Here is a 26271-nt window from a genome sequence, read left to right as displayed (position 1 = left end):
TTCATCGTCCCGTCATGTCGAATGCGTAGGTTCGGGGGACTCCCTTCGAGACGGCTGCGGCTTCGCCGCGGCCTCCTCAGGGCACCCCTTCCATCGAGAGGACCCCTCCATGCCCGCTCGCAGACGCGTTGCCGCCACCGCGGCGCTCGCCACCGCAGCCCTCCTCGCCGCTCCCGCGGCAGCCGTCGCCGCCCCGCCGCCCGGCGGCGTCACGCTCACGCTCATGGCGACGACCGACATCCACGGCCACCTCACCGACTGGGACTACTTCCAGGACGCGCCGTACGCCGCCGAGGACGCGCTGGGCGTCGCCCGCATCGGCACCGCCATCGACGAGGTGCGCGCCGAGCAGGGCGAGGAGTCGGTCGTCGTCGTCGACAACGGCGACGCGCTGCAGGGCACGCCGCTCACGTACCTCTACGGCTACGGCGACCAGCGCGACGCCGTGCTCGCGAACGAGGTCGAGCACCCCATGGCGCAGGCGTTCGACGCCATCGGCCTCGACGCCGGCACCGTGGGCAACCACGAGTACAACTACGGCCTCGACCTGCTGAGCGCGTACGAGGAGGACCTCGACGCTCCCCTGCTCGGCGCCAACGTCATCGACGTCGCGACCGGGCAGCCGTACCACCAGCCCTACGAGGTCATCGAGCGCGTCATCGACGGGCAGACGGTGCGCGTGGGCGTGCTGGGCCTCGTGACGCCTGGCGTGCGCGTGTGGGACCGCCAGCACGTCGAGGGCGTCCTGGAGTTCCAGGACATGGTCACCGCCGCGCAGCAGTGGGTGCCGCAGGTCGCCGCCGAGTCCGACGTCGTCGTCGTGCTCGCGCACACCGGCCAGGGCACCGTCGAGGACGCGGCCTACGACCCGAGCGCGCTGCCCGAGGACGTCGCGGGCAACATCGCCCGCATGGTGCCCGGCATCGACGTGCTCGTCGCCGGCCACAGCCACCAGGACCTGCCCGAGACCGTCGTGACGAACGCCGTGGGCGAGCAGGTGCTCATCACGCAGCCCGCCTACTGGGGCACGTCGGCCAGCGAGGTCACGCTCGAGCTCGCACCGACGCCCGAGGGCTTCGAGGTCTCGTGGGACGAGGGTTTCGCGCCCGTCGTGACGCCCCACTACGGCCGCGACATCCCGGTGGAGTCGCAGACGGTGCTCGACGCGATCGGCGACGAGCACCAGGCGGCCGTCGACTACGTGAACACCCCCGTCGCCGAGTCCCTCGAGGAGCTGCCGGCGGCGACGTCGCGCTACGAGGACACCGCGATCATCGACTTCATCAACCAGATCCAGCTCGACACGGTGGATGCGGCGCTCGAGGGCACCGAGTGGGCCGACACGACGGTCATCTCGCAGGCGTCGCCGTTCTCGCGCACCGCGCGGTTCCCGCAGGGGCAGGTCACGATCCGCGACATCGCCGGGCTCTACATCTACGAGAACACGCTGACGGGCGTCGAGCTCACGGGCGCGCAGCTGCGCGACTACCTCGAGTTCTCGGCCCGCTACTTCGTGCAGACCGGGGTCGGCGCGACGTTCGACCCGGCGACGGGCACGAACGCCGCCTACCCCGACCGCCCCGAGGGCGTGCCGGACTACAACTACGACGTCATCTCGGGCCTCGACTACGTCATCGACGTGTCGCAGCCCGTCGGGTCGCGCATCGTCGGGCTGTCGCACCCCGACGGCACGGCCGTGACCGACGACGAGACGTTCGTCATGGCGGTGAACAACTATCGCCAGTCGGGTGGCGGCGCCTACCCGCACGTCGCGGCGGCTCCCGTCGTCTACGACGAGCGCCTCGAGATCCGCCAGCTGCTCATCGACTCGGCGAGCGCGAGCGGCACGATCGACCCGGCGGACTTCTTCGTCGAGAACTGGTCGCTGACGACGGATGCGCAGGTCGAGCCGACGGATCCGCCGGTCTCGCCCGAGCCGACCGACCCGGCGCCGACCGACCCGGCGCCCACGTCGCCGGCACCGACCGGCGGCGTCGGCGACGACGTCGCGCCCGGCGCAGGCGGCCAGGGCTCGCTGCCGCAGACGGGTGCCGAGGGCCCGACGGTCGCACTCGTGGCAGCCGCGCTCGCGCTGCTGCTCGGCGGCGCGCTGCTCGCGCGGCGTCGCGCGCTGCGCGGCTGAGGCACGCACCCGTCGGCGAGGCGCTCCCCTCCAGCTGGCGAGGAGCGCGTCGCCGACGGCGGCGCGCTCCTCGACCAGCGGACGGGACGCCGTCACCCCAGGACGGGCTCGTGCAGCGAGACGCGCACCGGCGCCTCGAAGAACGCGAGCTCGAGCGCCATCGAGCGGTCGAAGGCCGCATCCATGCGTGCGCGCAGCGTCGGACCCGCGTCCCGCGCCGCGGCATCCGCGATCGCGATCGCCCGCCTGGTCGCCTCGGCGAAGGCCGCGTCGCCGTACGCGACGAGCCAGTCGTGGAACGGATGCGCAGCGTCGTCGAGCGCCGCGAGCCGCGCGCCGACGTCGGCGTAGAGCCAGAAGCACGGCAGCACGGCGGCGACGACCTCGGCGTAGGCGCCGTGCGCCGACGCCTGCAGGTGGTCGACGTACGCCCGCGTGTCCGCAGCGGGGTCGGGCACCACGTCGACGTGGCTGCGGTGCAGCGACGCCTCCTCCTCGATCGCGCTGGCCGCCGACCGCGCCCAGAACGCCTGCTCGTCGCCCGTCGGTGCGAGGGCGCTCGCCCGGGCGAGCACCCGCGCGTACTCGCCGAGGTAGAGCGCATCCTGCGCCAGGTACCAGCGGAACCGCTCGGGCTCGAGCGAGCCGTCGCCGAGGCCGCGCACGAACGCGCACGCGTCGACGTCGGCGCGCACGTCGGCGGTGCGATCCCACGCGGCCGACGTCCACGAGGACGTCGGCATCGCGCCACGCAGCGCGTGCAGGTGGTCGACGGGGCCGGCACCGTGGCCGACCTCGAGCGACTCCCCCGCCGCGATCGCCGCGGCGAGCCACGGCTTCGCCACGTCGAGCGCCGTCCGCCACGTCGCGCCGCCGGCGGCGAACGTCGCCATGGTCGACGACAGCGTGCAGCCGGTGCCGTGCGTCGACGTCGCCGCGAGCCGCGGCCCGTCGACGACGTGCACGCCCTCGACGTCGACGACCGCGTCGAGGCACGTCGCGCCGTCGAGGTGCCCGCCCTTCAGCAGCACCGCCGCACCCGTGCGCTGCTGCAGCGTGCGCGCCTGCGCGAGCGCCGCGTCCCACGTCGCCGCGACGGGCTCGCCGACGAGCACCGCGAGCTCGGGCACGTTCGGCGTCACGAGGTCGGCGGCGGCGCACAGGCGACGGATGGCGTCCTCGGCGTCGGATGCCAGCAGCCGGTCGCCGCTCGTCGCGACCATGACGGGATCGAGCACGACGAGCGGTGGACGCACGTCGGCGAGCCAGCGCTCGACGACGGCGACGACGGGGGCCGACGCGAGCATGCCGATCTTCACGGCGTCGATCGCCACGTCGTCGCTCAGCGTGCGCAGCTGCGCGTCGAGGAACGGCAGCGGCGGCACGTGCACGTCGACGACGCCGCGCGTCGACTGCGCGGTGAGCGCCGTGACGACGGCCATGCCGTAGCCGCCGTGCGCCGCGATGGCCTTGAGGTCCGCCTGGATGCCGGCGCCGCCCGAGGGGTCGCTGCCCGCGATCGACAGCACGCGTGGGATGCGGCTCATGCGCGCACCCCCGCGGCGGCCACCCACGCGGCGACGAGCGACGCGGCGGCGGCGCGCGGGTCGTCGGCGGCGCTCACGGCCGAGACGACGGCGATGCCGGCGACGCCCGCGTCGGCGAGGCCCGGCACGTCGCGCACGTCGACGCCGCCGATGGCGATGCACGGCAGGTCGGTGGCGGCGGCGATGGCGCGGATGCCTGCGACGCCGAGCGCGGGCGGATGGTCGGGCTTCGTGGCCGTGGCGCGCAGCACGCCGACGCCGAGGTAGTCGATCGTGCCCGGAGGCATCGCCGCTGCGGCGGCGAGGTGCTCGGGCGTCGATGCCGTCCATCCGACGATCGCATCGACGCCGAGGTGACGCCGCGCGGTCTGCGGCGGCACGTCCGACTGGCCCAGATGCACGCCGTCGATGCGTGCGCCGGCGTCGCGCGCGGCGAGCGCCACGTCGAGCCGATCGTCGACGAGCAGCAGCGCGCGGCCCGCGACGACGCGGTCGAGTGCCACGGCCTGATCGACGAGGTCGCGCGCCGTCGCGCCCTTGGCACGCAGCTGCACGACGCGCACGCCTGCGTCGACCGCAGCGTCGACGACCGTGAGGAGCCTCGCGACCGGAAGCCGCTCGTCGGTGACCAGGTGGATGCCCACGACGCTCACCGCGCGACCTCCACGACGTGCCGCTCGAGTCGCGCCTCGTCGAGGTCGGTGGGATCGAGCGCCGCGAGGGCGTCGAGGAAGCGCACTGCGAACGAGCCCGGGCCGTCGGCGCCGGCCGCGGCGGCCTCGGCCGCGCGGGCGTGCACGAGCGACGCCGCGACGGCGGCGGACAGTGGCGCGCACACGCCGAGGAACGCCGCCATCGTCGCGCCGAGCGAGCAGCCGCCGCCCGTCACCTGCGTGAGCAGCGGCGAGCCGCCGGGCACGCGCACGACCTCGCGGCCGTCGGTCACGAGGTCGACGACGCCCGAGACCGCCACGACGGCGCCGGTCTCGGCCGCGAGCCCGATGGCGGTCTCGGCGGCCGCATCCGGGCCGTCCGTCGCATCGACGCCCCGACCGCCACCGCCCGCACCCGCGAGCCCGAGGATCTCGGAGGCGTTGCCGCGCACGATCGCGGGGCCGTGCGCCAGCAGCTCGTGGGCGAGGGCCGTGCGCACGGGCAGCGCCCCGACGGCGACGGGGTCGAGCACCCAGCGATCGCTCGCGGCGACGGCCTCGCGCGCCGCCGCGCGCTGCTCGCCCGTCGGCGTGCCGAGGTTCACGAGCACGCCGTCGGCGACGCCCGCGAAGGCACCCGCCTCGTCGGGGATGTCGACCATCGCGGCGCTCGCGCCGAGGGCGAGCAGCACGTTGGCCGTGAACCCCGTGACGACGTGGTTCGTGATGCACTGCGTGAGCGGCGCCGCGGCGCGCAGCGCGCTCAGGGCCTCCCCGGGTGCGAGGTGGGCAGGGTGGACGCGTGCCATGGATGACATCCCTCCGCGAGTACGAGCTCGATCAGGTTCGCCGGGTGTGATCTCAGCCCCTGGGCGGGGCACCCCGTGTCGTGGAGGCGACGCTAGCACGGTGCGCGGAGGGAGCAGGTAAGGGTACCCTTTCCACGGCCCGGTCGCGCCCCGCGCACAGGCCCACCCCCATCCCGGAAGGTCCCGTCATGTCCGCGCGCGCCGCCGCATCCCCGCCATCGCGCTCCGCGGGACCTCGTCGACTCGTCGCCGGCACCGCCGTGGGCGCCTGGCGGCGCGTGCTGCCCGGCCTCGCGGGCATCGCGGTGCACCAGGTGTGCGAGATCGCCGTGCCGGTGGTCGTGGGCCTCGTCATCGATCGCGGCATCGTGGCGCACGACCCGGTAGCCCTGTGGACGTGGATCGGCGTGCTCGTGGGCGTGTTCCTCACGCTCGCGCTCGCCTTCCAGGTCGGCATCTTCTTCGGCCTGCGAGGCATGGAGGAGGCGCATCACGGCCTGCGCATGCGGACGACGTGGCGCATGCTCGACCCCCGCGGCTTCGGCGATCGACCGCGCTCGGCCGGCGAGCTGCTCGGCATCGGCGGCACCGACGTGCAGACGGTGTCGGGCGGCGTCATGCTGCTCGTCTTCCCCATCGCCGAGCTCGCCGCCGTGATCGTCGCGGGCATCGTGCTCGTGGGCATCTCGTGGCCGCTCGGCGTCGCCGTGATCGCGGGCGGACCGATCTTCCTGCTGCTGCTCGACCGCGTGGGCCGCGCGCTGCGCCGTCGGGCGGAGGCCGAGCAGCAGGTGACGGCCGATGCCGCGACGCTCGCCGCCGACGTCATCGGCGGCTTCCGCACGCTCTCGGCGCTCGGCGCGACGGCGCAGGCGAGCGCGCGCTATCGCGCCGCGAGCAGCCGTGCGCTCGACGCCGCCATCGCCGCGCGCCGCACGGAGGCGTGGTTCGTCGCGCTCTCCCGCATCGCCACGGGCGCGTTCGTCGCCGGCATCGGCATCGCCGCCGTCGTCATGGCGATCGGCGGCTCGATCTCCGTCGGGCAGCTCATCACGGTCGTCGGCGTCGTGCAGGTCGTCATGGGTCCCCTGCAGGCGCTCGCCGTCAACGTCGGCGCGACCTGGGCGCGGGCGACGGCCTCCGCGACGCGCGTGCTGTCGCTGCTGCACGCGCCGCCGGCGCACGAGGCCGACGACGCCACCGTCGAGCCGCGCGGCACCGGCATCCGCCTGCGCGACGTCGTCGGCGACCACGTGCGCGGCGTCTCGCTCGACGTCGCGCCCGGCGAGGTCGTCGGCGTCGTCGCCGACGCGCCGACCGCGGCGGAGCTCGTCGCGCTGCTCGGCGGCACCCGCGCACCCGCGGCCGGCTCCGTGCACGTCGACGGTCACGACCTCGCGGCGCTGCCCGCGAGCCGCCGGCACGAGCACGTCGTCGCCGCACCGCATGCCGCGCACGCGATCGCGGGCTCCGTCGCGCGCAACGTGCTCGGCCGCTCGACGGGCGACCCGCATCCGGCCCTCGCCGCGTCGGCGTTCGACGACGCCCTCCGTGCCCTGCCGAGCGGCACCGCGACCGACGTCGGCCCGTCCGGTCGCGCGCTCTCGGGCGGCCAGCGCCAGCGCCTCGCGCTCGCCCGGGCGTACGCGGCGCCCGCGGCGGCGCTCGTGCTGCACGACCCCACGACGGCCGTCGACGCCGTCACCGAGCTGCGCATCGCCGAGCGGATGCGCGAGGCCGTCGCCGGCCGCGCCGTCGTCGTCGTGTGCTCGACGCCGCAGCTGCTCGCCCGCGCGGATCGCGTCGTCGTGCTCGAGCACGGTCGCGTCGCCGCCACCGACCGGCACGAGGCGCTCATGGCGTCGAGCACGACCTACGTCGAGGCCGTCTCGTGAGCGCGCCGACCCTGCCGATCGCCTCCGGCCGCGACACCGCGCGGCTCGCGTGGGGCATCCTGTGCCGCCGCCCGTGGACGCTCGCGGGCGCGCTCGTGCTGCTCGCCGGCACCGCGACGGCGGGCCTCGCCGTGCCGACGGGGCTCGGCATGCTCGTCGACGTCGTCGTCGACGGCGGCGATCCCGTGCTGGCGATCGCCCTGATCGTCATCGGCGTCGTCGGCGGCTCGCTGCTCGGCGCCGCGGGCGCGATCGTGCTCGCCCTCGTGCTCGAGACCGCGCTCGCGCGCCTGCGCGAGGACGTCGTCGACGCGGCGCTGTCGCTCTCCCCCGCCGTCGTCGACACGATCCCCGACGGCGAGCTCGTGGCTCGCACGACGCACGACGTCGAGGCCGTCGGCGAGGTGACGACCGAGGCGATCCCCGCGTTCGCCGGCTCGCTGCTCGCCGTCGTCGCGACCGGCATCGGGCTCGCCGCGCTGCATCCGCTGCTGCTCGTCGCGATGCTCGCCGTCGTGCCCGTGCACGCCATCGCGTTGCGGCACTACATCCGCCGCGCACCGCGGGTCTACGCCGCCGAGCGCGCCGCGGTGTCGGCCAGGTCGCGCGAGATGCTCGCGGCGATGCGGTCGCTGCCCACGCTGCAGGCGTACGGATGGACCGAGACCGCAGGCGAGCGCATCGGCCACCGCTCGTGGACGGTGCTGCGCTGGGCGCTGCGCACGCGTCTCGTGCAGGCACGGCTCGGGTTCGGCATGAACATGGCCGAGGCTGCTGGGCTCGCGTCGATCCTGGCGGTGGGCGGCTGGCTCGCGGGCTCGGGCACCGTGACCGTCGGCGAGGTCACGACGGCGTCGCTGCTCTTCCTCGCGCTCTTCGGGCCCCTCGCGGTGCTCGTCATGCTCGTCGACGACCTGCAGGCAGCGGCGTCAGCGCTCGCACGCATCGTGGGCGTCGTGCGCTCGGCGCGCTCCGACCGGGGTCGCGCCGTCGACGAGGGCTCCGACGCGGACGCCGCCATCGCGGTCGCGGGACTGCGCGCCGGCTACCCCGACCGGCCGGACGCGCTCCATGCGATCGACCTGCACGTGCCGCAGGGCCAGTGGGTCGCGATCGTCGGCTCGTCGGGCGCGGGCAAGACGACGCTCGCGCGAGCGATCGTCGGCCTGCTCGACGCGCGAGCCGGCTCGGTGTCCGTCGCGGGGCACGACCCCGCGACGCTCGATGAGGCGTCGCGCGCCGAGCGCGTCGTCATGGTCGGGCAGGACGTGCACGTGTTCTCGGGCTCGGTGCGCGACAACCTGCTCGTCGCGGCACCGAGGGCCGACGACGCCGCGCTCGTCGACGCGATGGATGCCGTCGCAGGCGCCGCGTGGCGCACGCGCATCGGCGACCTCGACGCGCTCGTGGGCGACGGCCACGCGCACGTCGAGCCCGTCGACGCGCAGCGCATCGCGCTCGCGCGCGTGCTGCTGTCGCCCGCGTCGATCGTCGTGCTCGACGAGGCGACCGCCGACGCCGACACGCACGACGCGCGAGCGCTCGAGCTCGCCGCGAGGCGAGCCTTCGCAGGGCGCACGGTGCTCACCGTCGCGCACCGCCTGTCGCAGGCACGCGACGCCGACCGCATCCTCGTGCTCGACGCCGGTCGCATCGTCGAGGACGGTGCGCACGACGACCTCGCGCACGCGGGCGGTCCGTACGCCGCGCTGTGGGCGGCATGGTCGTCGCAGCGCGGCTGATCCCCTCGACGCTCGCCCCGGCGCGCACGCCGGACAGGCCCGTGGGAGGCGATCCCTCGGGCCCGGCGTGCGCGTGGCGTCAGCCGACGACGCGGCGGATGCACCCGCGCGCGACCAGGCGCGCATGCTGCAGGAACGTCGGCTCGCCCGCGGCGTGGTCGCGGAACGCGAGCTCGACGAGCGCGTCGACCATGGGCGCCGCGGTGTCGATCGCGACGACGGCGAGGGCCTCGGGCACGCCGTGGTCGCGGACGAGCGCCTCGACGACGGGCGATGCGACCTCGGTCCACTGCACGTGCTCGCGATCGGCGCCGAGGTCGATGCGGTCGCCCATGCCGATCGAACGCACCGAGGGCTCGGCACGGTAGTGCTGCGCGACGGTGTCGACGAAGGCGTCGATCGCCTGCTCGAACGTCGGCTGCTCCATGACCGTGCCGACGAGCAGACGCTCGTGCAGCCGCTCGCGGCTGCGGCGGCCCAGCTCGACCAGGATCGCGACGCGGTCGGGGAAGTAGCGGTAGACGCTGCCGATCGCGAGACCCGTCTCGTGGGCGATCGCAGCGGTCGTGAGGCGCTCGGCGCCCCGCTCGGCGACGATGCCTGCTGCGGCGTCGACGATCTGCGCGACGCGTCTGGCCGCGACCGCGGTCTGCGGTGCGCGCGGGGCGCTGGCGACGTCGGGCGTCATGGTGATGGTTCGTGGCACGGTGTGACCTCCGTACCCGAGACGAGCGGTGGATGCCATGCGTGACGCCGCATCCGTCAACCGTCCCCCGGCGGGATCCGTACCGAGCTCGTCGTCGAGATCGTCGTCGTCGAGCAGCACGGATCGATCGTCGCATCGCGACACCCCGTCGCGCTCGTTCGGGGGACGGACGCCGTCCCCTGGTCAGAGCGTTCGGCGCACCACGAACGCTCGGTCGCCGGTCTCGGCGTCGGCGAGCGGCAGACCCTCGCGCTCGTAGAAGCGCTGCGCATCGACGTCGGGCTCGTCGACCTCGACCTCGAGCTCGGTCGCACCGCGTCCGGCGGCCTCCTCGACGACGAGGGCGAGCACGCGCGCACCGATGCCGCGGCCGCGCGCACCCGGCTCGACGTACAGCTCGTCGAGCAGCGCGACGGTGCCCGACCAGACGTTGGGACGCAGGGTCACGAGCCCGATGGCGTTCGGCGGCGAGCCGGCGACGACCACGAACGTGTCGTCGCGCTCGACGAGCGACGCGATCCGCTCGGCGAGCACCTCGGCGCGCGGCGTCGGGGTGTCGAACTCGACGTTGAACGCATGCAGCAGCCGAGCGACGTCGCGCGCATCGGCGACGGTCGCGAGGCGCGGATCCGCATCGACCATGGGGCGACCATACGCCCGGCGCACCGGCCCGCGGCAGGGGTCGCGCATCCAGGCACGGCGACTACCGTGCACGGCATGCGCCGCGCATCCGCCCTGCTCGCCGCCGTCCTCGCGCTGGCGCTCGGCGGATGCATCGTCGCGCCGCCGCCCATCCCCGACCGCGAGGTGACGATCGAGCTCGACGGGCACGTCGTGCGCATGGACCTGCCGCCGACCGCCGAGGTGGGCGACCCGGCGACGCAGGTCGACTGCGCGACCTCGTCGGTCTCCGTGAGCCTCGGCGACGAGACGCGCGGCCGCATCGTGGCGATGACGACGACGGCGGAGGCATCGTGCCCCGACGAGGAGGCGCTCAACGGACGCGTGCCGACATGGGGGCCCGAGGACCCGCTGCCAGTGGACGCCGTGCCCGTCGACGTCGAGGGCGCCGTGGAGGCGCATCGCTTCGCGAGCTCGTACACGGAGTGCACGAACTCGTGCAGCACCATGACGCGCGAGGTGCTGGTGGCGGCCGTCGACGACGTCGCGATCATGCTGCTGACCCGAGGGGTCGACGCGGCGACCTTCGATCGGTGGCTCGGCTCCGTCGAGATCGACTGACCCGCCGACGCGAACGACGACGCGGCGGCACCCCGAGGGGCACCGCCGCGTCGCACGTGTCGTGCGTCAGCCGAATCCGAGGAACGGCACCACGAACAGCAGCAGCGTGACGGCCGGGCCGATGATCACCATCGACAGGCCCCACGTCGCGAGATGCCGGTAGAGACGCGGCCGGTCGTCCTCGTGACCCGAGGCGACGATCGTCGCCCCCGTCGTGCCGAAGGGGGCGCAGTCGACGAGCGACGCCGAGATGGCGAGGGCGTAGATGAAGCCCGTCATCTCGAGGCCGCCACCGGGCACGAGCAGCGGCACGGCGAGCGGGATGAGCGCGCCGATGATGCCGATCGTGGAGGCGAATGCCGACACCAGGGCGGCGATGACGCACATGACGAACGCCGCGACGAGCGGGATGCTCACCGAGCGGGCGACCTCGCCGAGCTGGTCGATGGCGCCGAGGCGCGTGAGCACGCCGACGTACGTGATGATGCCGCCCAGCAGCAGGATCGTGTTCCAGTCGATCTTGCCGAGCGCCTGCTTGCCGACCTTGGGGTCGACGAACGCGAGCAGCACGGCGAGCGTCAGCGCGACGGCGCCGAGGTTGAGGTCGATGTCGAGCATCGTGACGGCGACGAAGCCGACGATGAGCACGGGGATCGCGACGAGCGTCAGCACGCCGTAGCGCGTGAGCACGGGTGCCTCGGTGTCGACGAGCGTCTGCACCGCGGTGCCGCCGCCCGCGCCGAGCGGGGCGTCGTCGGCAGCGGCCGCCTTCGCGGCGCGGCTGCGGGCGATGAGCTCGCGGCCGCCGAACATGAAGAACGCGACGGTCGACACGAGCAGGTTGATGCCGATCGACAGGCCGAACATGAGCGCCGGGTTGTAGGCGATGTCCGCCGTGCTCGCGACCGTCATGACCGTGATGCCGACGATGCTCGTCGGGGCGAGCGCGCCACCGACGATCGCCGACGACATGAAGATGCCCATCATCGTCGAGTGGATGCGGTGCTTGTGCGCGAGCGACATCGCGATCGGCACGATCGTGAACGCGGCGTGCGAGGTGCCGAGGCAGGCCACGAGCGTGCCGACGAGCAGCATCGCCCACGGGATGAGCGCGACGCGATCGCCGATGAGGCGCACCGAGCGGTCGACGAGCCAGTCGACGGCCCCCACCGTGCGGGCGATGCCGAACAGGTAGGTGATGCCGAGCAGGATGAGCAGCGCGTCGACGGGGAATCCGCCGAGCACGTCGTCGAGGGGCTCGCCGACGACGATGACGCCGACGAGCAGCGCGGCGACGAAGGCGAGCGCGCCCATGTGCACGCCGCGGATGGCCGAGACGGCGAAGACGGCGACGAGGACGACGAGGGCGATGACCTCGATCATGCGGTCGCCTCGGTCTCGTGCGCGGGGGTGGTGGGCAGGTGCATCGTCGTCGATCTCCTCGGTGCGGTGCTGGTGGTGCGGATGGGGTGGATGCGGTGCGGGCTAGACGCCGAGCGCGAGGCCGGCGCGATACGCCTCGAGAGCGGCCTGCGGCACGTCGTCGAGGTCGGCGAGCTGCACGAGCTCGCCAGCGGCGACGTCGCGCACCAGGTGCGCGCCCGAGAGCAGGTAGTACGGCGCGATCTCGCCCGCATCCGGGTCGACGATCACGGGCGCGACGCCGGCGATCTCGTGGTGGTGGCCCTCGACGCGGAAGGTCGTGCCCGCCGCGAGCGCGCCGGTCGAGCGCGCGGCCATGATCGTGTGCTGGCGCGGCTCGCGCAGCGTCGACGTGTCGTCGACGGCCGCGGCGAGCGAGAGCGGCGTCTCGATGCCCATGTAGTGGTACGGCCAGTAGATCGCGGCGAAGTCGCCCGTACGCGAGACGACGTGGCCCTTGCCGCGCAGGATGTCCCACGTGACGGGGTCGCCGGTGCGCACGATGACGAACACGCCGCCGGCGAAGGAGGCCTCGCCGGGCAGGCGCAGCATCGAGAAGACGTCGATGGCGCCGGTGCGGCCGACGAGTCCGCCGGCCTCGCGCGTCGCGTAGACGTCGGCGAGCTCGTCGGGACGCACGACGGGGTAGTGCATGGACTCGACGTCGGCGACGGCGCCCGTGTAGAGCGAGACGACGTTCATCTCGCACGCGTCGGCGGCGGCGGAGCGCTTGAGGCTCGCGACCTGCACCGCGCGAGCGTCGAGCGTGGCGTGGAGGTCGGGCCCGAGCAGCAGGTGGTCGGCGAGGCCGGGCGCGTCGATCGTCACGCCGTTCTGGTCGACGACGCCCGTCGCGGGGTCGAAGCGCAGGTCGTACTCGCTCGACTTGCCGAGCGCGACGATCTCGAAGCCGACCGCGAGCACCCAGTCGACGAGGCGCAGCAGGTCGGCGGGCTGGTCGCCGTCGCCGGGCAGGTATCGCAGGCCCTTCGCACGGGCCTTCGCGGCGAGCGCGACGCCGGCCACCGACTCGATCTCCTTCGAGACCATGACGACGTGGGTGTCGTGCTCGAGCGCGGCGTCGGCGTACCCGTGGCCGGCCTCGATGCGGCCGGTGGCCTCGACGAGCACGTCGATCGAGGCGAAGTCGATCGCGGCGCCGTCCGCGAGCACGGCGATGCGGCCGGCGGCGACAGCCGTGGCCGTCTCGTCGGCGGTCGCGGGCGTCGCGATGCGCGCGGGGTCGACGCCGAGGTCGGCGAGCATGCGGCCGACGCCTGCGACGTTGGGGTCGACGAGCTGCACGGCCTCCATGTCGGGCAGGCGCCGCAGCTGGTCGAGCAGCGTGCGGCCGTAGCCGCCGTTCGCACCCGTGAGGGCCACGCGGATGGGCGTGCTGCGCCGTGGCGCTGTGCTTCGGATCACCATCGTTCCTGATTCGTCGTCGAGCGTTCGCGTCGCCGTCGAGGGCGAGCGTCGCCAACCGTATCGCAGATTCACAACCTGTCAACAATCGTCACAGATCATCACGTAGAGTGGTGCTCGGTCATCGGCGATGCGTCGATGCCGCATCCGCCACCGACCGCAGGAGCCCCATGCACATCGGAGCCGTCGCCGACGACTTCACCGGCGCGACCGACCTCGCCACGACGCTGCAGGCGCGCGGGTTGCGCGCAGCCGTCGTCGTCGAGGACCGCCCCGTCGACGCCGCCGAGCTCGCGGGCGTCGACGCCGTCGTCGTGGCGCTCAAGTCGCGCACCGCTCCCGTCGACCAGGCCGTCGCCGACTCCACCGCGGCGCTCGATCGGCTGCTGGGTTGGGGCGCCGAGCGCGTCTACGTGAAGTACTGCTCGACGTTCGACTCCACCGATCGCGGCAACATCGGCCCCGTGCTCGACGCCGTGCGCGATCGCCTCGGCGTCGACCGCACCGTCGTCGTGCCGTCGTTCCCCGCCAACGGCCGCACGGTCTCGGATGGCGTGCTGCGCGTGCACGGCACGCTGCTCGAGGACTCCCCCATGCGGCACCACCCGCTCACGCCCATGACCCGGTCGCGCATCCGCGACCTGCTGCAGCCGCAGACGCCGACGCGCGTGGGCGAGATCGGCCTCGACGTCGTGCGCCAGGGTGCCGCGATGCTGCGCGACGCGATCGATGCCGCCGACCCCGGCTACCTCGTCGTCGACGCCGTGACCGACGACGACGTGCGCACGATCGCGGCCGCGACCGGCCACCTGCGCATGCTCTCGGGCGGTGCGGCGCTCGGCGCCGGCATCGACGCCACCGGCGCGCACGGCGTCACGCCGTTGCCCGCGTACGCAGGCGGGCGGCTCGTCGTCGCCGGCTCGGCCTCCGAGGCGACGCGCGGCCAGGTCGCCGCGGCCGCGGCCGCAGGCCACGCCATGCAGCAGGTCGACGTCGACGCGGCCCTGACCGATGCCGACGCCGAGGCCGACCGCATCGCCGCATGGATGCGTGCGCTCCCCGCCGCCGCGCTCCCGGTCGTCTACTCCGTCGGCGAGCTCGCCGACGTGCGCCCCGACCCGACCGGCGCATCTGCCGCCGCCGTCGAGCACGTGCTCGCGGGCCTCGTCGCCCGCGTCGTGCGCTCCGGCGACGTCGACCGCATCGTGGTCGCCGGCGGCGAGACGAGCGGCGCCGTCGTGCAGGCGCTCGAGGCCGGGCTGCTGCGCATCGGCCCGCAGCTCGCGCCCGGCGTGTGCTGGAGCGGCGTCACGACGCCCGACGGCCGCGAGGTCGCCGTCGTGCTGAAGAGCGGCAACTTCGGCGGCCCCGACCTGTTCTCGACCGCATGGGAGGCCCTCGCGTGAGCGCCCTGCAGCAGCTGATCGACGCGGGCCGCGCGCTCGTCGAGGCGGGCCTCTCCCCCGGCTCGTCCGGCAACCTGTCGATGCGCGACGGCGACCGCATCCTCATGACCGGCACGGGCACGAGCCTCGGCGCGCTCGACGCGTCGTCGATGGCGATCCTCGACGCCTCGGGCGCCCACGTCGGCGGCGCGAAGGCGTCGAAGGAGGTGCCGCTGCATCTCGCGACGTACGCGCGCGACGCGGCGTTCCAGGCGATCGTGCACGTGCACTCCCCGTACGCCGTCGCCGCCTCGTGCCTCGCCCCGTGGTCCGACGAGTCCGCGATCCCGCCGCTCACGCCCTACGTGCTCATGCGCGTCGGCCAGGTGCCGCTGCTGCCGTTCGCCGCACCCGGCGACCCCGCGCTCGGCGACCTCGTGGCCGCGTGCCCGCATCCGTTCCGCGGCGCGCTGCTGGCGAACCACGGCGCCGTCGTGGCGGCCGAGGACCTGCCGACAGCCGTCGGCGCCGCGATCGAGCTCGAGGAGGCGTGCCGCATCGCCCTGCTCACCGCGAGCGCCGAGCGCACGCTCATCGCACCCGAGCACGTGCGCGCGATCGCCGACCGCTGGGGCATGCCGTGGACCGGCGCGTACGGCGCCGCGTCGCGCGACGACGCCGTCGCCTCCCGCTCGTAGGCTGGGGCTCGGCGTGCGTCCGACGAAGGGTGGCCAGGTGACCGAGATCGCTCCGCTCATCCCCGAGCAGCGACGCGAGACGATCGTGCAGCATCTGCAGCGCGAGCGCGTGCTGTCGTTCCGGCAGCTCACGGAGCTGCTGGGCGTGAGCCACATGACGGTGCGCCGCGACGTCGCCGTGCTCGAGGAGCAGGGTGTCGTCGCTGCGACGCCCGGTGGCGCGAAGCTCGCGCCACGGCTGCTCGCCGAGCCGAGCCGCGCCGTGAAGGCGGGCGTCGACGTGGCGGCGAAGGATGCCGTCGCCACGGCGGCCGCCTCGCTCGTGCACGACACGATGACGATCTACCTCGACGCGGGCACGACGATGCAGGCGATGCGCCCGCACCTGCAGGACGTGCGCGACCTCACGGTCGTGACGAACGACCTCGTGACGGTCGAGGCGTTCCTCGACCACCCCTCGATCGACCTCATCTCGGTGGGCGGCCGCGTCGTGACCGCCAACCTCTCGACCATGGGACGCCTCGCGCGGCTCGTGCTGCAGGAGCTGTCGATCGACGTGGCCTTCGTCTCGTCGTCGTCGTGGGACCTGCAGCACGGCGTCACGACGCCCGTGGAGGCGAAGGTCGAGGCGAAGCGCGCCGCCGTCGCGGTCGCCGACCGCTCGGTGCTCGTCGCCGACGCGTCGAAGTACGGCCGGTTCGCGAAGTACCGCGCGCTGCGGCTCGACGAGCTCGACTCGGTCGTGACGGATGCGTCGCTCGCCGCCGAGGACGCCGCCGCCCTGCGCGACGCGGGCGTCGACCTGCGCATCGCCGGCTGACTAAGTCCTCTCCCTCTCCTCCGCGTGGGCATCACCGCTCCCAGGAACGCTCCTCGAGGTGCGAGCGAAGCGAGCCTCGAAGGGAGCACCGCCGAGGACGCCAGCTCCACACCGCATGCGCGAGACTGGACCCATGCCCGCATCCCGCCCGCGCCCAGCTCGCGGCCGCGACGCTGCTCCCGCCTTCCAGCGCAACGCGCTCGCGCCTGGCATCCTCGGTGCGGTCGCGGCGTTCGTCGGCCCCGCCCTGCTGGGGCAGGGCATCCACGTCGTCGTGCTGTTCGCGATGGCGATCCTCGCGCTCATCGTCGCCGTGTTCGCGAGTCGCGCGGGCCAGTGGTGGTGGATCCCGTTCCTCGCCGCGATCGCGGTGGCGTGGAACCCGCTCTACCCGTTCCCGATGGAGGGGCCGTGGTGGATCGGCGCGCACGTCGTCGCCGGCTTCCTCTTCCTCACCATCGGCGTGCTCGTGAAGGAGCGCGTCGAGGAGTGACGCGGAATCGCATCGGGCACGGCGCGGTTGCATCCGACATGGATGCCCCCGCCTCGCCTCGGCTCGGCGCAGGCGTGCGCCTCGAGCTCTTCTCGACGTCGTTCTGCGGTGCGTGCCGCCAGACGCGCGCGGTGCTCGACCGCGCGGCGGCCCTCGTGCCCGGCGCGACGGTCGTCGAGCACGACCTCGCGCTCGAGCCGGAGCTCGGCGACGCCAACGTCATCACGCAGTCGCCGACGACGATCGTGCGCGCCGCCGACGGCCGCGAGCTGCTGCGCGCCGCGGGCGTGCCGACGGTGCCGCAGGTGCTCGTCGCGGTCGACGGCGCGCTCGCGCCGAGCGAGCATCCCGCCCGTCGGCGACGATGACGGCCTCGCACAGGGCACATGCGCGCAGACGACTACGAGGACAGGCGTAAAATGGTCGGTCTTGACCATGCGAGCGAGCCGCGCTCGCGCGACGGAGGTCCCGTGGCCGGCAATGCCACCACCCGATTCGACAACGTCTCCCTGCTGTCCGTCGCCAGCACCCTGCCCAGCAGGGTGACCACGTCCGACGACATCGAGGGACGACTGGCGGCCGCGCTCACGCGCCTGCGGCTGCGCAAGGGCCTGCTGCGACGCGTCGCCGGCGTGCTCGAGCGACGCAACTGGTCGGAGGGCGAGACCTCCGACGACGCGACCATCGACGCGGGTCGGCGAGCGCTCGCCGAGGCGGGCGTCGATCCGTCGCAGATCGGCCTCATCATCAACACCTCGGTGTCCAGGCCGCACCTCGAGCCGTCGGTCGCGGTCCGCCTGCACCACGGTCTCGGGCTGCCGTCGTCGGCGATCAACTTCGACGTCGCGAACGCGTGCCTCGGCTTCGTGAGCGGCCTGAGCCTCGCCGCGACGATGATCGAGTCGGGCCAGATCCGCTACGCGATGATCGTGAACGGCGAGGACGCCGACGAGATCCAGACGAACACGATCCGTCGACTCGTCGACGCCGACGGCGACCGCGAGGCGTTCATGAGCGAGTTCGCCTCGCTCACGCTCGGTTCGGGCGCGGCGGCGGCCGTGCTCGGTCGCAGCGACGAGCACCCCGACGCCCACCGCATCCTCGGCGGCGTCACGCGCGCCGCGACGCAGTTCCACGAGCTGTGCGTCGGCAGCGTCGACGGCATGTTCACCGACGCCAAGGCGCTGCTGAAGGGCGGGCTCGACCTCGTCGTCTCCGCCTGGAGGGAGGCGGCGAGCGAGTGGGACTGGTCGCGCATGGACCGCTACATCACCCACCAGGTGTCGTCGGTGCACACGAACGCGATCGTGAAGGCCGCCGGGCTCGACCGCTCGCGCGTGCCCACGACGTACGAGCGCCTCGGCAACGTCGGCCCCGCATCCATCCCCATCACGCTCGTCGAGGAGCAGGCGACGCTCGCGAAGGGCGACCGCGTGCTGCTCATGGGCGTGGGCTCGGGGCTCAACACGGCGATGCTGGAGCTCGCGTGGTGACGAGGCAGCCGACCGGGCGCGGGCTCGCGGCATGACGGAGGCCGCCTCGCGTCCACCGACCGACCTGCCGGGCCTCGACCCGCGCTGGAGCCGCATCGTGGAGGTGCCCGGTCGCGGCATCGACGCCGGCACGGCCCGTTCGTGGCACTGCCTCGACACGGCCGCGGTGCTCGAGGAGAGCCGAGTCGACATCGTCGGCACCATCCTCGCCGTGCACGGCAACCCGACGTGGTCGTACCTGTGGCGCCACGTCGCCGCCGCGACCGTGCGCGCGGCCGAGGCGGGAGCGCCGGCGTGGCGCGTCGTCGCGGTCGACCAGCTCGACATGGGCTGGTCGGAGCGCACGGGCCTGCACCGACCGCTCGAGCAGCGCGTCGCCGACCTCGCGGCGCTCACCGACGCGATCGGCCTCGACGGCCCCGTCGTGACGCTCGGCCACGACTGGGGCGGCGTCGTGTCGATGGCATGGGCCGTCGACCACCCGGACTCGCTCGTCGGGCTCATGCTGCTGAACACCGCGATCCACCACCCGGGCGGCGTGCCGATCCCGGCGCCGCTGCGACTCGCGGGCGCCCGCGGCATGCTCGCCGCCTCGACGGTGGGCACGACGGCGTTCCTCGACACGACGCTCGCGCTCGCGTCGCCGACCCTCTCCCCCGACGTGCGCGCCGCCTACCGGGCGCCGTACGCGACGGCCGCGCGACGCGGCGGCATCGGCGGCTTCGTCGCCGACATCCCGGCCGACGAGCGCCACGAGTCGCGCGCCGAGCTCGATCGCATCGCCGCGGGCGTCGCACGGCTCGACGTGCCTGCGCTCATGCTGTGGGGGCCGCGCGACCCGATCTTCTCCGACCGGTACCTCGACGATCTCGTCGACCGTCTGCCGCACGCCGACGTGCATCGCTTCGAGGGTGCGAGCCACCTCGTGGCCGAGGATCGGCCCGTCGCGACGGCGATCGTCGACTGGCTCGCGGAGCGCCTCGGCGAAGGTGCGGATGCTGCACCGGCCCCGGATGCCCGCGCGGACGCGCCTGCGGGCTCGGCCGACGCGTTCGTGCCCATCTGGCACGGCCTCGACGCGCGCCGCGACGACGACGCCGTCGCCGTCATCGACATGGCGACGAGCGGCGGCAGCGCGCCGCGCGAGGTGACGTGGCGGCAGCTCGACGACCGCGTGCGCCGCATCGCCGCCGGGCTCGCCCGCATCGGCGTGGGTCGCGGCGATCGCGTCTCGCTGCTCGTGCCGCCCGGCCCGACCCTCACGGCCGTGCTGTACGCGTGCCTGCGCATCGGCGCCGTCGTCGTCGTGGCGGATGCGGGGCTCGGGGTGCGCGGGCTGACACGCGCCGTGCGCGGCGCGTGGCCCGACGTCGTCATCGGCGAGGTCCCCGGCCTCGCGGCAGCGCGCGCGCTCGGCTGGCCGGGCCTGCGCATCTCGGCGCGCCGGCTGCCCGCCGCAGCCGCTGCCGCCCTCGGCGTCTCGCACTCGCTCGGCGAGGTCGCCGCGCTCGGCGCGGATGCGCCGCTGCCCGCCGAGCCCGCAGCCGACGACGAGGCGGCGATCCTCTTCACCTCGGGCTCGACCGGCCCCGCGAAGGGCGTCGTCTACCGGCATCGGCAGCTCTCGGCGCTGCGCGACGTGCTCGCCGAGCACTTCGCGATCGACGAGGACTCGGGCCTCGTCACCGGATTCGCGCCGTTCGCGCTGCTCGGTCCCGCGCTGGGCACCCGCTCGGCGACGCCCGACATGGACGTCTCGTCGCCGCGCACCCTCACGGCGCGTGCCGTCGCGGCCGCGGTGCGCGCATCGCGGGGGTCGATCGTCTTCCTCTCCCCCGCCGCGATCCTCAACGTCGTCGCGACGGCGGACGCGCTCACCGCTGCGGACCGCTCGGACCTCGCGGGCGTCCGCACGTTCCTCTCCACCGGCGCACCCGTCTCCCCCGATCTGCTCGCATCCGCGCGCGCGCTCATGCCGAACGCGACGCCGCACACGCCGTACGGCATGACGGAGTGCCTGCTCGTGACCGACGTGACGCTCGAGGGCATCCGCGCCGCGGCGTCGCAGCCCGACGCGGGCGTGTGCGTGGGCCTGCCGATCGGCACGAATCGGGTGCTCGTGAGCGCGCTCGACGCGGCCGGCATCGCGTCGGGTGCGCCGAGCGCCGAGCCGGGCGTGCTCGGCGAGATCGTCGTGTCGGCGCCGCACCTGAAGCAGCGCTACGACCGGCTCGCGCTCACCGATCGTGCGGCGACCCGCGCGACGGATGCGCTCCCGGAGGCGGACGGCGCACGGTGGCACCGCACCGGCGACGTGGGCCACCTCGACGCCGAGGGCCGGCTCTGGGTCGAGGGACGCCTGCCGCACGTGCTCGTGACCGCCGACGGCCCCGTCGCGCCCGTGGGCGCCGAGCAGGACGTCGAGCGCGTCGACGGCGTGCGCCGAGCCGCCGTCGTGGGCGTCGGCCCGCACGGGCTGCAGCAGGCGGTCGCCGTCGTCGAGACGACGGCCGGCACCCGCCGCGCCGGGCTCGCGGATGCGGCGGTCGCCGCCGACGTGCGCGCGAGCACGGCGCTGCCGCTCGTCGCGGTGCTCGCCGTGCCGAGCCTGCCGACCGACATCCGCCACAACTCGAAGATCGACCGCACGCGCTTGTCGGCGTGGGCGGATCGGTTGCTGGCGGGCGAGCGGGTGGGTGCGCCGTGATCGTGCTCGTCACGGGCGCCTCGGGATTCCTGGGCCGCGCGGTCGCCGCCGAGCTCGTCGCAGGCGGCCATGAGGTCCGCACGCTGCAGCGACGCCGCTCGGGCGTGGCGGGCGCCTCCGACGTGCTCGGGTCGCTCACGGATGCCGCGACGATCGCCCGCGCCGTCGACGGCGTCGAGGGCGTCGTGCATCTCGCGGCGAAGGTGTCGCTCGCGGGCGATCCGGCCGAGTTCCGCGCCGTGAACGTCGAGGGCACGCGTGCGCTGCTCGACGCGGCCGCGGCCGCTGGGGTCGCGCGATTCGTGCAGGTCTCGTCGCCGTCGGTCGCGCACGCGGGTGCCGCGCTCGTCGGCGTGGGCGCAGAGCCCGCCTCCCCCGAGCAGGCGCGCGGCGACTACGCACGCACCAAGGCCGAGGCCGAGCTGCTCGCCCTCGCGCGCGACTCCGCCTCGATGGCGGTCGTCGCCATCCGCCCGCATCTCGTGTGGGGGCCAGGGGATGCGCAGCTCACCGAGCGCATCGTCGACCGTGCACGCCGCGGCCGCCTGCCCCTGCTGAACGGCGGCACGGCGCTCATCGACTCGACGTACGTCGACAACGCCGCCTCGGGCATCGCGGCGGCGCTGCGTCGAGCGGACGTCGCGCACGGCCGCGCGTTCGTGCTCACGAACGGCGAGCCGCGGCCGGTCGGCGACCTCATGGCCGGCATCTGCCGTGCCGCGGGCGTGCGCGAGCCGCGCTGGAGCATCCCGGCCGGCCTCGGTCGCGCGGCGGGCTCGCTCGTCGAGCGCGTCTGGGCCGTGCGCCCGGGCGCCGACGAGCCGCCGATGACGCGCTTCCTCGCCGAGCAGCTCTCGACGGCGCACTGGTTCGACCAGCGCCCCATCCGCGAGGCGCTCGACTGGACGCCGACCGTGTCGCTCGACGAGGGCCTCGCGCGGCTCGCGGCGGCATGCGCGCGCTGAACCGCCTCGATCCGCGGGCGCTAGAGCCCCAGCCGCCGCAGGCGGAGCCGCGCCATGTCCTGCGCGCGAGGGCCGGAGCCCAGGGCCCGTTCCGCCACGCGGAGGATGACGCGGGTCGCCGTCCGCACCGGCAGCCACGACCGACGCAGCCCGAGCATGCGTCGCGTGCGCGGCGGGAGCGTCGCGACGGCGGCGGCGAACAGCACGCGGTAGGCGACGCCCATGAGCCCCGTGAACGGGGGCTTGCGCAGGAAGCGCACGACGTCGTCGACGCGTTCGTCGCGCCGCAGCTCGCCGCGATCGAAGAAGCCGTCGATCTCGGCGCGCAGCGCGGCCTCGGTGACGGGCGGGTCGGTCACGCGCATGAGACGCCCGGCGGTCGCCCAGTCGGCGACGTACGCGTCGGGGCCGCCCGGGATCGCACCCCCGTACGCCTCGTGGCTGCGCAGGAACGCGTCCGTGAAGGCGAGATGCACCCATCGCACGAGGTCGGGGGCGTCGGCGCTGTAGGCGCGTGCGGCGCCGTCGCCGGCGACGTACTCGCCCCGCACCCGCCCGTGGTACCGGCCGACCCGGGCGGTCTCGGCATCGGCCTGCGCCCTCGATCCGTACGTGAGCGTGATGACCCAGCGGACGGTGCCCGTGAGGCGCGCGATCGGCTCCTCGCGGTAGCGCGACCAGTCATGGACGCCGGCGAGCGCGCCCGGGTGGAGCGCCTGGAGGAGCAGCGCACGGATGCCGGCGACCAGGGTGCCCATCCCCGCGTGCACGGTCCACGCCGGGCCGTCCTCGGCGAAGTGGCCGCCGTCGTCGCCCTCCGCGATCGCTCGCACGTAGGGCGCCATCCCGGTCGGGTCGCCCGCGAGGGCGGTGAGCAGGCGAGCACGGATCCGCAGCAGGAAGGAGGGGGCCGGGTCTGGGGCGGACGTCACTCCTGCAGCCTGCCACCGATGCGGTGCGACGTCGCCACGGGTGGCACGCGCGTTCGGGCCGTTCGCCCGCGCCGAGCCCGGACACGACGAAGCCCCGATGCGATCCGCATCGGGGCTTCCACCGTCGGGCTGACAGGATTTGAACCTGCGACCCCTTGACCCCCAGTCAAGTGCGCTACCAAGCTGCGCCACAGCCCGTGGCTTGCCCCATCTCGCGATCGGGCCTTGGTGAGTCTAGCGGCTTCCGAGGGTCGCCCGTGACACGGAGCGGGCCGGGAGTGGCGTCGATCGGGTCAGGAGTGGCGTCGAACGGGTCAGGAGTGGCGGATCTCCGGGGCCGGGTGACGCGAAGAGGGTCACGCAGCCGTGCGAGCGCGCAGGTCGGCGAGCAGCCCCGGCCACGCGGCGGCGAATCCGGGGTGCAGCTCGAGCGCATCGAGCTCGGCGATGGGCACCCAGCGCAGGGCATCCGACTCCGCGTCACCGATCACCGGCTCGAACCGGCGCGTCGCACGGGTGACGACGGTCGTGTACGACCACACGTCGAGGTCGAGCACGTGGTCGAAGAGCACCTCGAGGGCGTCGCGCGGAACGGACGCCTCCTCGGCCGCCTCGCGCAGCGCGCCGTCGAGCGCGGGCTCGCCGAAGTGGCGCGCGCCGCCCGGCAGCCCCCACGTGCCGCCGTGGTGGCCCCACGCGGCGCGCAGCTGCAGCAGCACCGCATCCTCGTCGGGCAGCCACACGAGCAGGCCTGCAGCGCCGGCCAGCCCCCAGAAGCGACGACCGTCGGGCAGCTCGACCCACGCATCCGCGGGATCGCGGTTCGCCGGATCGCGCAGATGCGCGGGCGGCAGCGGGCGGTCGGTCATCCTCCGACGCTATCGCCCAGCGCGCCCGCGGTGACCCCGCGCGTCGATTGGCCACCTTCTGCGATTGCCTCCGATCGATTGGCGCTCATTGGCGCCAGTCGATGAGGTCTGATCGCAGAAGGCGACCACTCGATCGCAGAAGGTGGCCAATCACCGCGGGAAGTGGCCAATCGGCGCACGAAGTGGCCAATCGGCGCAGCGGGCCTCAGCGCGCCGTCGCCGACCGTACGAACGCTGCGAGATCCGCCGCCTGCTGCACGCGCGAGGGCTCGTGCACGTACATCATGTGGCCGGCCTCGTAGTAGCGCCGCTCGACGTTCTCGCGCAGCGCCTCGGGGATCTGCAGGTGCGCCAGGTCGTCCTCGGCGCAGCCGAACGGCGTCGCGCCGTCGTAGTAGCCGAACGCCACGTGCACCTTGAGGTGCGGGTTCTGCCGCATCGCCCGCGACAGGCGGTCGAGCACCGTCACCGACGTGTTCTCGAACTCCTTGTACGACCACTCCTGGTTCACGCCCGGCCCGAACACGTGGAACGGGGATGCGTCCTCGACGCCCAGCTCGGCGCGGAGGTAGTGCTGGTACGTCGCCGAGTACGGGCCGAGGATCGCGTCGATCGACGGGTCGGCATCCTGGTGCTCGGCGATGCCCGACGCGGCGTAGTCCGTGAAGCGCGAGTCGATGCGGCCCACCGTGAGGCCCTCGTCGCGACGCAGCTCGCCGAAGTACCGCCAGTGCTCGAGGCGCAGGTCGGCGCGCGACACGTAGTCCTCCGACACCCCCGTGAGCCGAGCGAGCGTCGCGACGGCCTCCGCACGCTCCGACGCGGACAGCCGCGAGCCCCGCGCGAGCACGTACGGGTAGTCGCGCTCGGCATACGCCTCGGCCTCCGCCACGACCTCCTGCAGCGTGCGCCCGGGGTGCTTGCCGTGGAAGTGCGCCGTCGCCGCGTAGAACGACAGGAACCGCGGGTACGCGGCGTCGTTGCCGGGCTTGAAGTCGTGCACCGCGAAGTTCAGCACCGCCGAGATGAGCATGAGCCCGTTGAGGTACATGCCCGAGCCCTGCAGGTGCTCGGCGAGCGCCGACGCCCGCGTGGTGCCGTACGACTCCCCCGCGAGCAGCTTCGGCGACAGCCAGCGCCCTTCGGCCGTGACCCACTGGCGGATGATCTCGCCGACCGACTCGACGTCGGCGGTGAAGCCGTGGAAGTCCTTCGCCGAACCGCCGTCGACGACGCGCGAGTGCCCTGTCGACACGGGGTCGATGAGCACGAGGTCGGAGACGTGCAGCAGCGTCTCGACGTTGTCGGCGATGCCGTAGGGCGGCGCGTGCAGGTCGCCGGCGTCGCCCATGACGACGCGGCGCGGGCCGAGCACGCCCATGTGCAGCCACACGCTCGCCGAGCCCGGGCCGCCGTTGAACGCGAACGTCACCGGGCGCGTCAGCGGGTCGGCACCGTCGAGCGTGTAGGCCGTCACGCCCACCTGCGCCTTCGCGACGCGGCCCTTGCGCGTGCCGTCCTCGACCTCGTCGGCGTACAGCACGACGCGACCGGCCTTCGCCGTGTACGCGAGGTCGCCGTGCGGCGTCGAGAGCGTGTGCTGCGTCGTGACGAGCTCGTCGACGACCTTCGGGGGCGCAGGCGCATCGGAGGGCGCGGATGCGGTGGTGGCGGATGCGGTCTCGGGCTTCGGGGCGTCGTCGCTCATCCCCTGCAACGCTACTCCCAGCGACTCGACCTAGCGTGGCCGCATGCGCTCTCGTCGCCTCGGCCTGCTCGTCGCAGTCGTCTCGTGCGTCGCCCTCGCGGGCTGTGCGACGTCGGCAGGCGACGCCGGCCCCTCGACCGACCCGGCGCCCGTCGACGCGTCGCCGAGCCCCGTCGCATCCACCGACCCGACCACCACCGGCGAGCCCGAGCAGGGCGGGGATCGCGACCCCGACGCGTCGACCCAGTACATCCTCGCCTTCTGCCCCACGCTCGTGCTCGAGGATGCGCTGCTCCTCAGCGCCGGCGACGCCGCCGCCACGGGCCTCGGGCCGGCGCGCACGACCACTGCGGCAGCCGCGAGCGACGCTGCGGAGCGCATGCTCGCCGACTGGATCGAGTGGTCGGACGCCAGCCTCGAGCTGCGCACGCGGCTCTCGACCGACCTGCAGGCCTACGCGGACGCGCTGCTGCTCGCCGACGTCGACGGCGACGCGCTCGCCGCCGTCGTGCTCGACCAGTCGCCGCTCGATGGCATCGACAGCGCGACCCTGCGCGTGGAGGTGGGCCTCAACCCCGACCTCGACGTCGCCTGCAGCGGCGGCTGAGGCCGTCGGC

Annotated in this window: 23 protein-coding genes, 1 tRNA gene and 1 riboswitch; of the genes, 13 read left to right on the top strand and 11 right to left on the bottom strand. The window is 74.3% G+C overall.

The features are described 5' to 3' along the window. The first annotated feature begins 109 nt into the window (after positions 1–109). Positions 110–2143 (top strand): 5'-nucleotidase C-terminal domain-containing protein, encoded by a 2034-nt coding sequence (locus FS793_RS00295; protein ID WP_144719690.1) that lies wholly within the window; start codon positions 110–112, stop codon positions 2141–2143. 92 nt (positions 2144–2235) lie between these two features. Here FS793_RS00295 and thiD read toward each other — a convergent pair whose 3' ends face one another. From thiD to thiM, 3 genes are all read right to left on the bottom strand, one after another. Further along, positions 2236–3690: a bifunctional hydroxymethylpyrimidine kinase/phosphomethylpyrimidine kinase gene (gene thiD, locus FS793_RS00290; protein WP_144717434.1), complete on the bottom strand. Its 1455-nt coding sequence runs from the start codon at positions 3688–3690 to the stop codon at positions 2236–2238. Further along, complete coding sequence (gene thiE, locus FS793_RS00285) at positions 3687–4343, bottom strand: thiamine phosphate synthase (RefSeq protein ID WP_144717432.1); 657 nt, start codon at positions 4341–4343, stop codon at positions 3687–3689. The genes thiD and thiE overlap by 4 nt, the downstream gene beginning before the upstream one ends. Continuing rightward, positions 4340–5161 carry a hydroxyethylthiazole kinase gene (gene thiM / locus FS793_RS00280; RefSeq protein WP_440130431.1) on the bottom strand — a complete coding sequence of 274 codons (822 nt, stop codon included), beginning with the start codon at positions 5159–5161 and terminating at the stop codon, positions 4340–4342. Before thiM ends, thiE begins: the two co-directional genes overlap by 4 nt. Continuing rightward, a riboswitch (TPP riboswitch) is annotated at positions 5144–5238 on the bottom strand. It overlaps the preceding gene by 18 nt. A 102-nt stretch (positions 5239–5340) precedes the next feature. Between thiM and FS793_RS00275 the strand changes: the two genes are divergently transcribed. After that, entirely contained in the window at positions 5341–7047 is a 1707-nt protein-coding gene (locus FS793_RS00275) for an ABC transporter transmembrane domain-containing protein (protein ID WP_144717428.1), read from the top strand. Then, positions 7044–8789 carry an ABC transporter ATP-binding protein gene (locus FS793_RS00270; RefSeq protein WP_186329249.1) on the top strand — a complete coding sequence of 582 codons (1746 nt, stop codon included), beginning with the start codon at positions 7044–7046 and terminating at the stop codon, positions 8787–8789. Before FS793_RS00275 ends, FS793_RS00270 begins: the two co-directional genes overlap by 4 nt. 79 nt (positions 8790–8868) lie before the next feature. On the opposite strand, the gene FS793_RS00265 is transcribed toward FS793_RS00270, so the two are convergent. Both FS793_RS00265 and FS793_RS00260 read right to left on the bottom strand, forming a co-directional pair. After that, a complete protein-coding gene (locus FS793_RS00265) occupies positions 8869–9495 on the bottom strand; it encodes a TetR/AcrR family transcriptional regulator (RefSeq protein WP_186329248.1) in 627 nt (208 codons plus the stop codon). A gap of 183 nt (positions 9496–9678) precedes the next feature. Continuing rightward, entirely contained in the window at positions 9679–10137 is a 459-nt protein-coding gene (locus FS793_RS00260; RefSeq protein ID WP_144717422.1) for a GNAT family N-acetyltransferase, read from the bottom strand. A 75-nt stretch (positions 10138–10212) separates the two neighbouring features. On the opposite strand from FS793_RS00260, the gene FS793_RS00255 reads away from it, so the two are divergent. Next, entirely contained in the window at positions 10213–10737 is a 525-nt protein-coding gene (locus FS793_RS00255) for a hypothetical protein (RefSeq protein ID WP_144717421.1), read from the top strand. A 66-nt stretch (positions 10738–10803) separates the two neighbouring features. Here the strand turns inward: FS793_RS00255 and FS793_RS00250 are convergent, their stop codons facing one another. Then, positions 10804–12120 carry an SLC13 family permease gene (locus FS793_RS00250; RefSeq protein ID WP_144717419.1) on the bottom strand — a complete coding sequence of 439 codons (1317 nt, stop codon included), beginning with the start codon at positions 12118–12120 and terminating at the stop codon, positions 10804–10806. 102 nt (positions 12121–12222) lie between these two features. Continuing rightward, complete coding sequence (locus tag FS793_RS00245; RefSeq protein WP_260979946.1) at positions 12223–13584, bottom strand: homoserine dehydrogenase; 1362 nt, start codon at positions 13582–13584, stop codon at positions 12223–12225. Between the two features lie 170 nt (positions 13585–13754). On the opposite strand from FS793_RS00245, the gene otnK reads away from it, so the two are divergent. The 8 genes from otnK (at position 13755) to FS793_RS00205 (ending at position 22145) form a co-directional block, all read left to right on the top strand. Further along, on the top strand, positions 13755–14990 hold the full coding sequence (gene otnK / locus FS793_RS00240) for a 3-oxo-tetronate kinase (protein ID WP_144717415.1): 1236 nt from the start codon (positions 13755–13757) through the stop codon (positions 14988–14990). Beyond that, the gene (locus FS793_RS00235) at positions 14987–15667 is read left to right on the top strand and encodes a class II aldolase/adducin family protein (RefSeq protein WP_260979945.1); all 681 of its coding nucleotides are present in this window, start codon (positions 14987–14989) and stop codon (positions 15665–15667) included. Before otnK ends, FS793_RS00235 begins: the two co-directional genes overlap by 4 nt. Positions 15668–15704: 37 nt before the next feature. Then, on the top strand, positions 15705–16487 hold the full coding sequence (locus tag FS793_RS00230) for a DeoR/GlpR family DNA-binding transcription regulator (protein WP_144717411.1): 783 nt from the start codon (positions 15705–15707) through the stop codon (positions 16485–16487). A 133-nt stretch (positions 16488–16620) separates the two neighbouring features. Continuing rightward, positions 16621–16980: a DUF6804 family protein gene (locus tag FS793_RS00225; RefSeq protein WP_144717409.1), complete on the top strand. Its 360-nt coding sequence runs from the start codon at positions 16621–16623 to the stop codon at positions 16978–16980. Positions 16981–17018: 38 nt separating this feature from the next. Next, the gene (locus FS793_RS00220) at positions 17019–17348 is read left to right on the top strand and encodes a glutaredoxin family protein (RefSeq protein ID WP_144717407.1); all 330 of its coding nucleotides are present in this window, start codon (positions 17019–17021) and stop codon (positions 17346–17348) included. A gap of 102 nt (positions 17349–17450) precedes the next feature. Beyond that, entirely contained in the window at positions 17451–18473 is a 1023-nt protein-coding gene (locus tag FS793_RS00215) for a 3-oxoacyl-ACP synthase III (protein ID WP_440130430.1), read from the top strand. A 31-nt stretch (positions 18474–18504) separates the two neighbouring features. Then, entirely contained in the window at positions 18505–21180 is a 2676-nt protein-coding gene (locus tag FS793_RS00210) for an alpha/beta fold hydrolase (RefSeq protein WP_144717403.1), read from the top strand. Continuing rightward, positions 21177–22145 carry an NAD-dependent epimerase/dehydratase family protein gene (locus FS793_RS00205; protein ID WP_144717400.1) on the top strand — a complete coding sequence of 323 codons (969 nt, stop codon included), beginning with the start codon at positions 21177–21179 and terminating at the stop codon, positions 22143–22145. The genes FS793_RS00210 and FS793_RS00205 overlap by 4 nt, the downstream gene beginning before the upstream one ends. Before the next feature lie 20 nt (positions 22146–22165). Here FS793_RS00205 and FS793_RS00200 read toward each other — a convergent pair whose 3' ends face one another. The 4 genes from FS793_RS00200 to FS793_RS00185 all read right to left on the bottom strand — a co-directional run bounded on the left by FS793_RS00200 (position 22166) and on the right by FS793_RS00185 (position 25654). Continuing rightward, complete coding sequence (locus FS793_RS00200) at positions 22166–23077, bottom strand: oxygenase MpaB family protein (RefSeq protein WP_144717399.1); 912 nt, start codon at positions 23075–23077, stop codon at positions 22166–22168. A gap of 124 nt (positions 23078–23201) precedes the next feature. Next, positions 23202–23275: transfer RNA gene (locus tag FS793_RS00195), tRNA-Pro, on the bottom strand. A 158-nt stretch (positions 23276–23433) separates the two neighbouring features. Further along, positions 23434–23946: an NUDIX domain-containing protein gene (locus FS793_RS00190; protein ID WP_144717397.1), complete on the bottom strand. Its 513-nt coding sequence runs from the start codon at positions 23944–23946 to the stop codon at positions 23434–23436. A 205-nt stretch (positions 23947–24151) separates the two neighbouring features. Continuing rightward, positions 24152–25654, bottom strand: a complete 1503-nt coding sequence (locus FS793_RS00185; protein WP_144717395.1) for a S10 family peptidase — start codon at positions 25652–25654, stop codon at positions 24152–24154. Between the two features lie 43 nt (positions 25655–25697). Here FS793_RS00185 and FS793_RS00180 point away from each other — a divergent pair, with 43 nt between their 5' ends. Then, a complete protein-coding gene (locus FS793_RS00180) occupies positions 25698–26261 on the top strand; it encodes a hypothetical protein (protein ID WP_144717393.1) in 564 nt (187 codons plus the stop codon). Positions 26262–26271: the final 10 nt, after the last annotated feature.

It is taken from the genome of Agrococcus jejuensis, from assembly GCF_007679035.1.
In the GTDB taxonomy this organism is placed as follows: domain Bacteria; phylum Actinomycetota; class Actinomycetes; order Actinomycetales; family Microbacteriaceae; genus Agrococcus; species Agrococcus jejuensis_A.
This window is presented reverse-complemented; position numbering and strand designations above follow the sequence as displayed.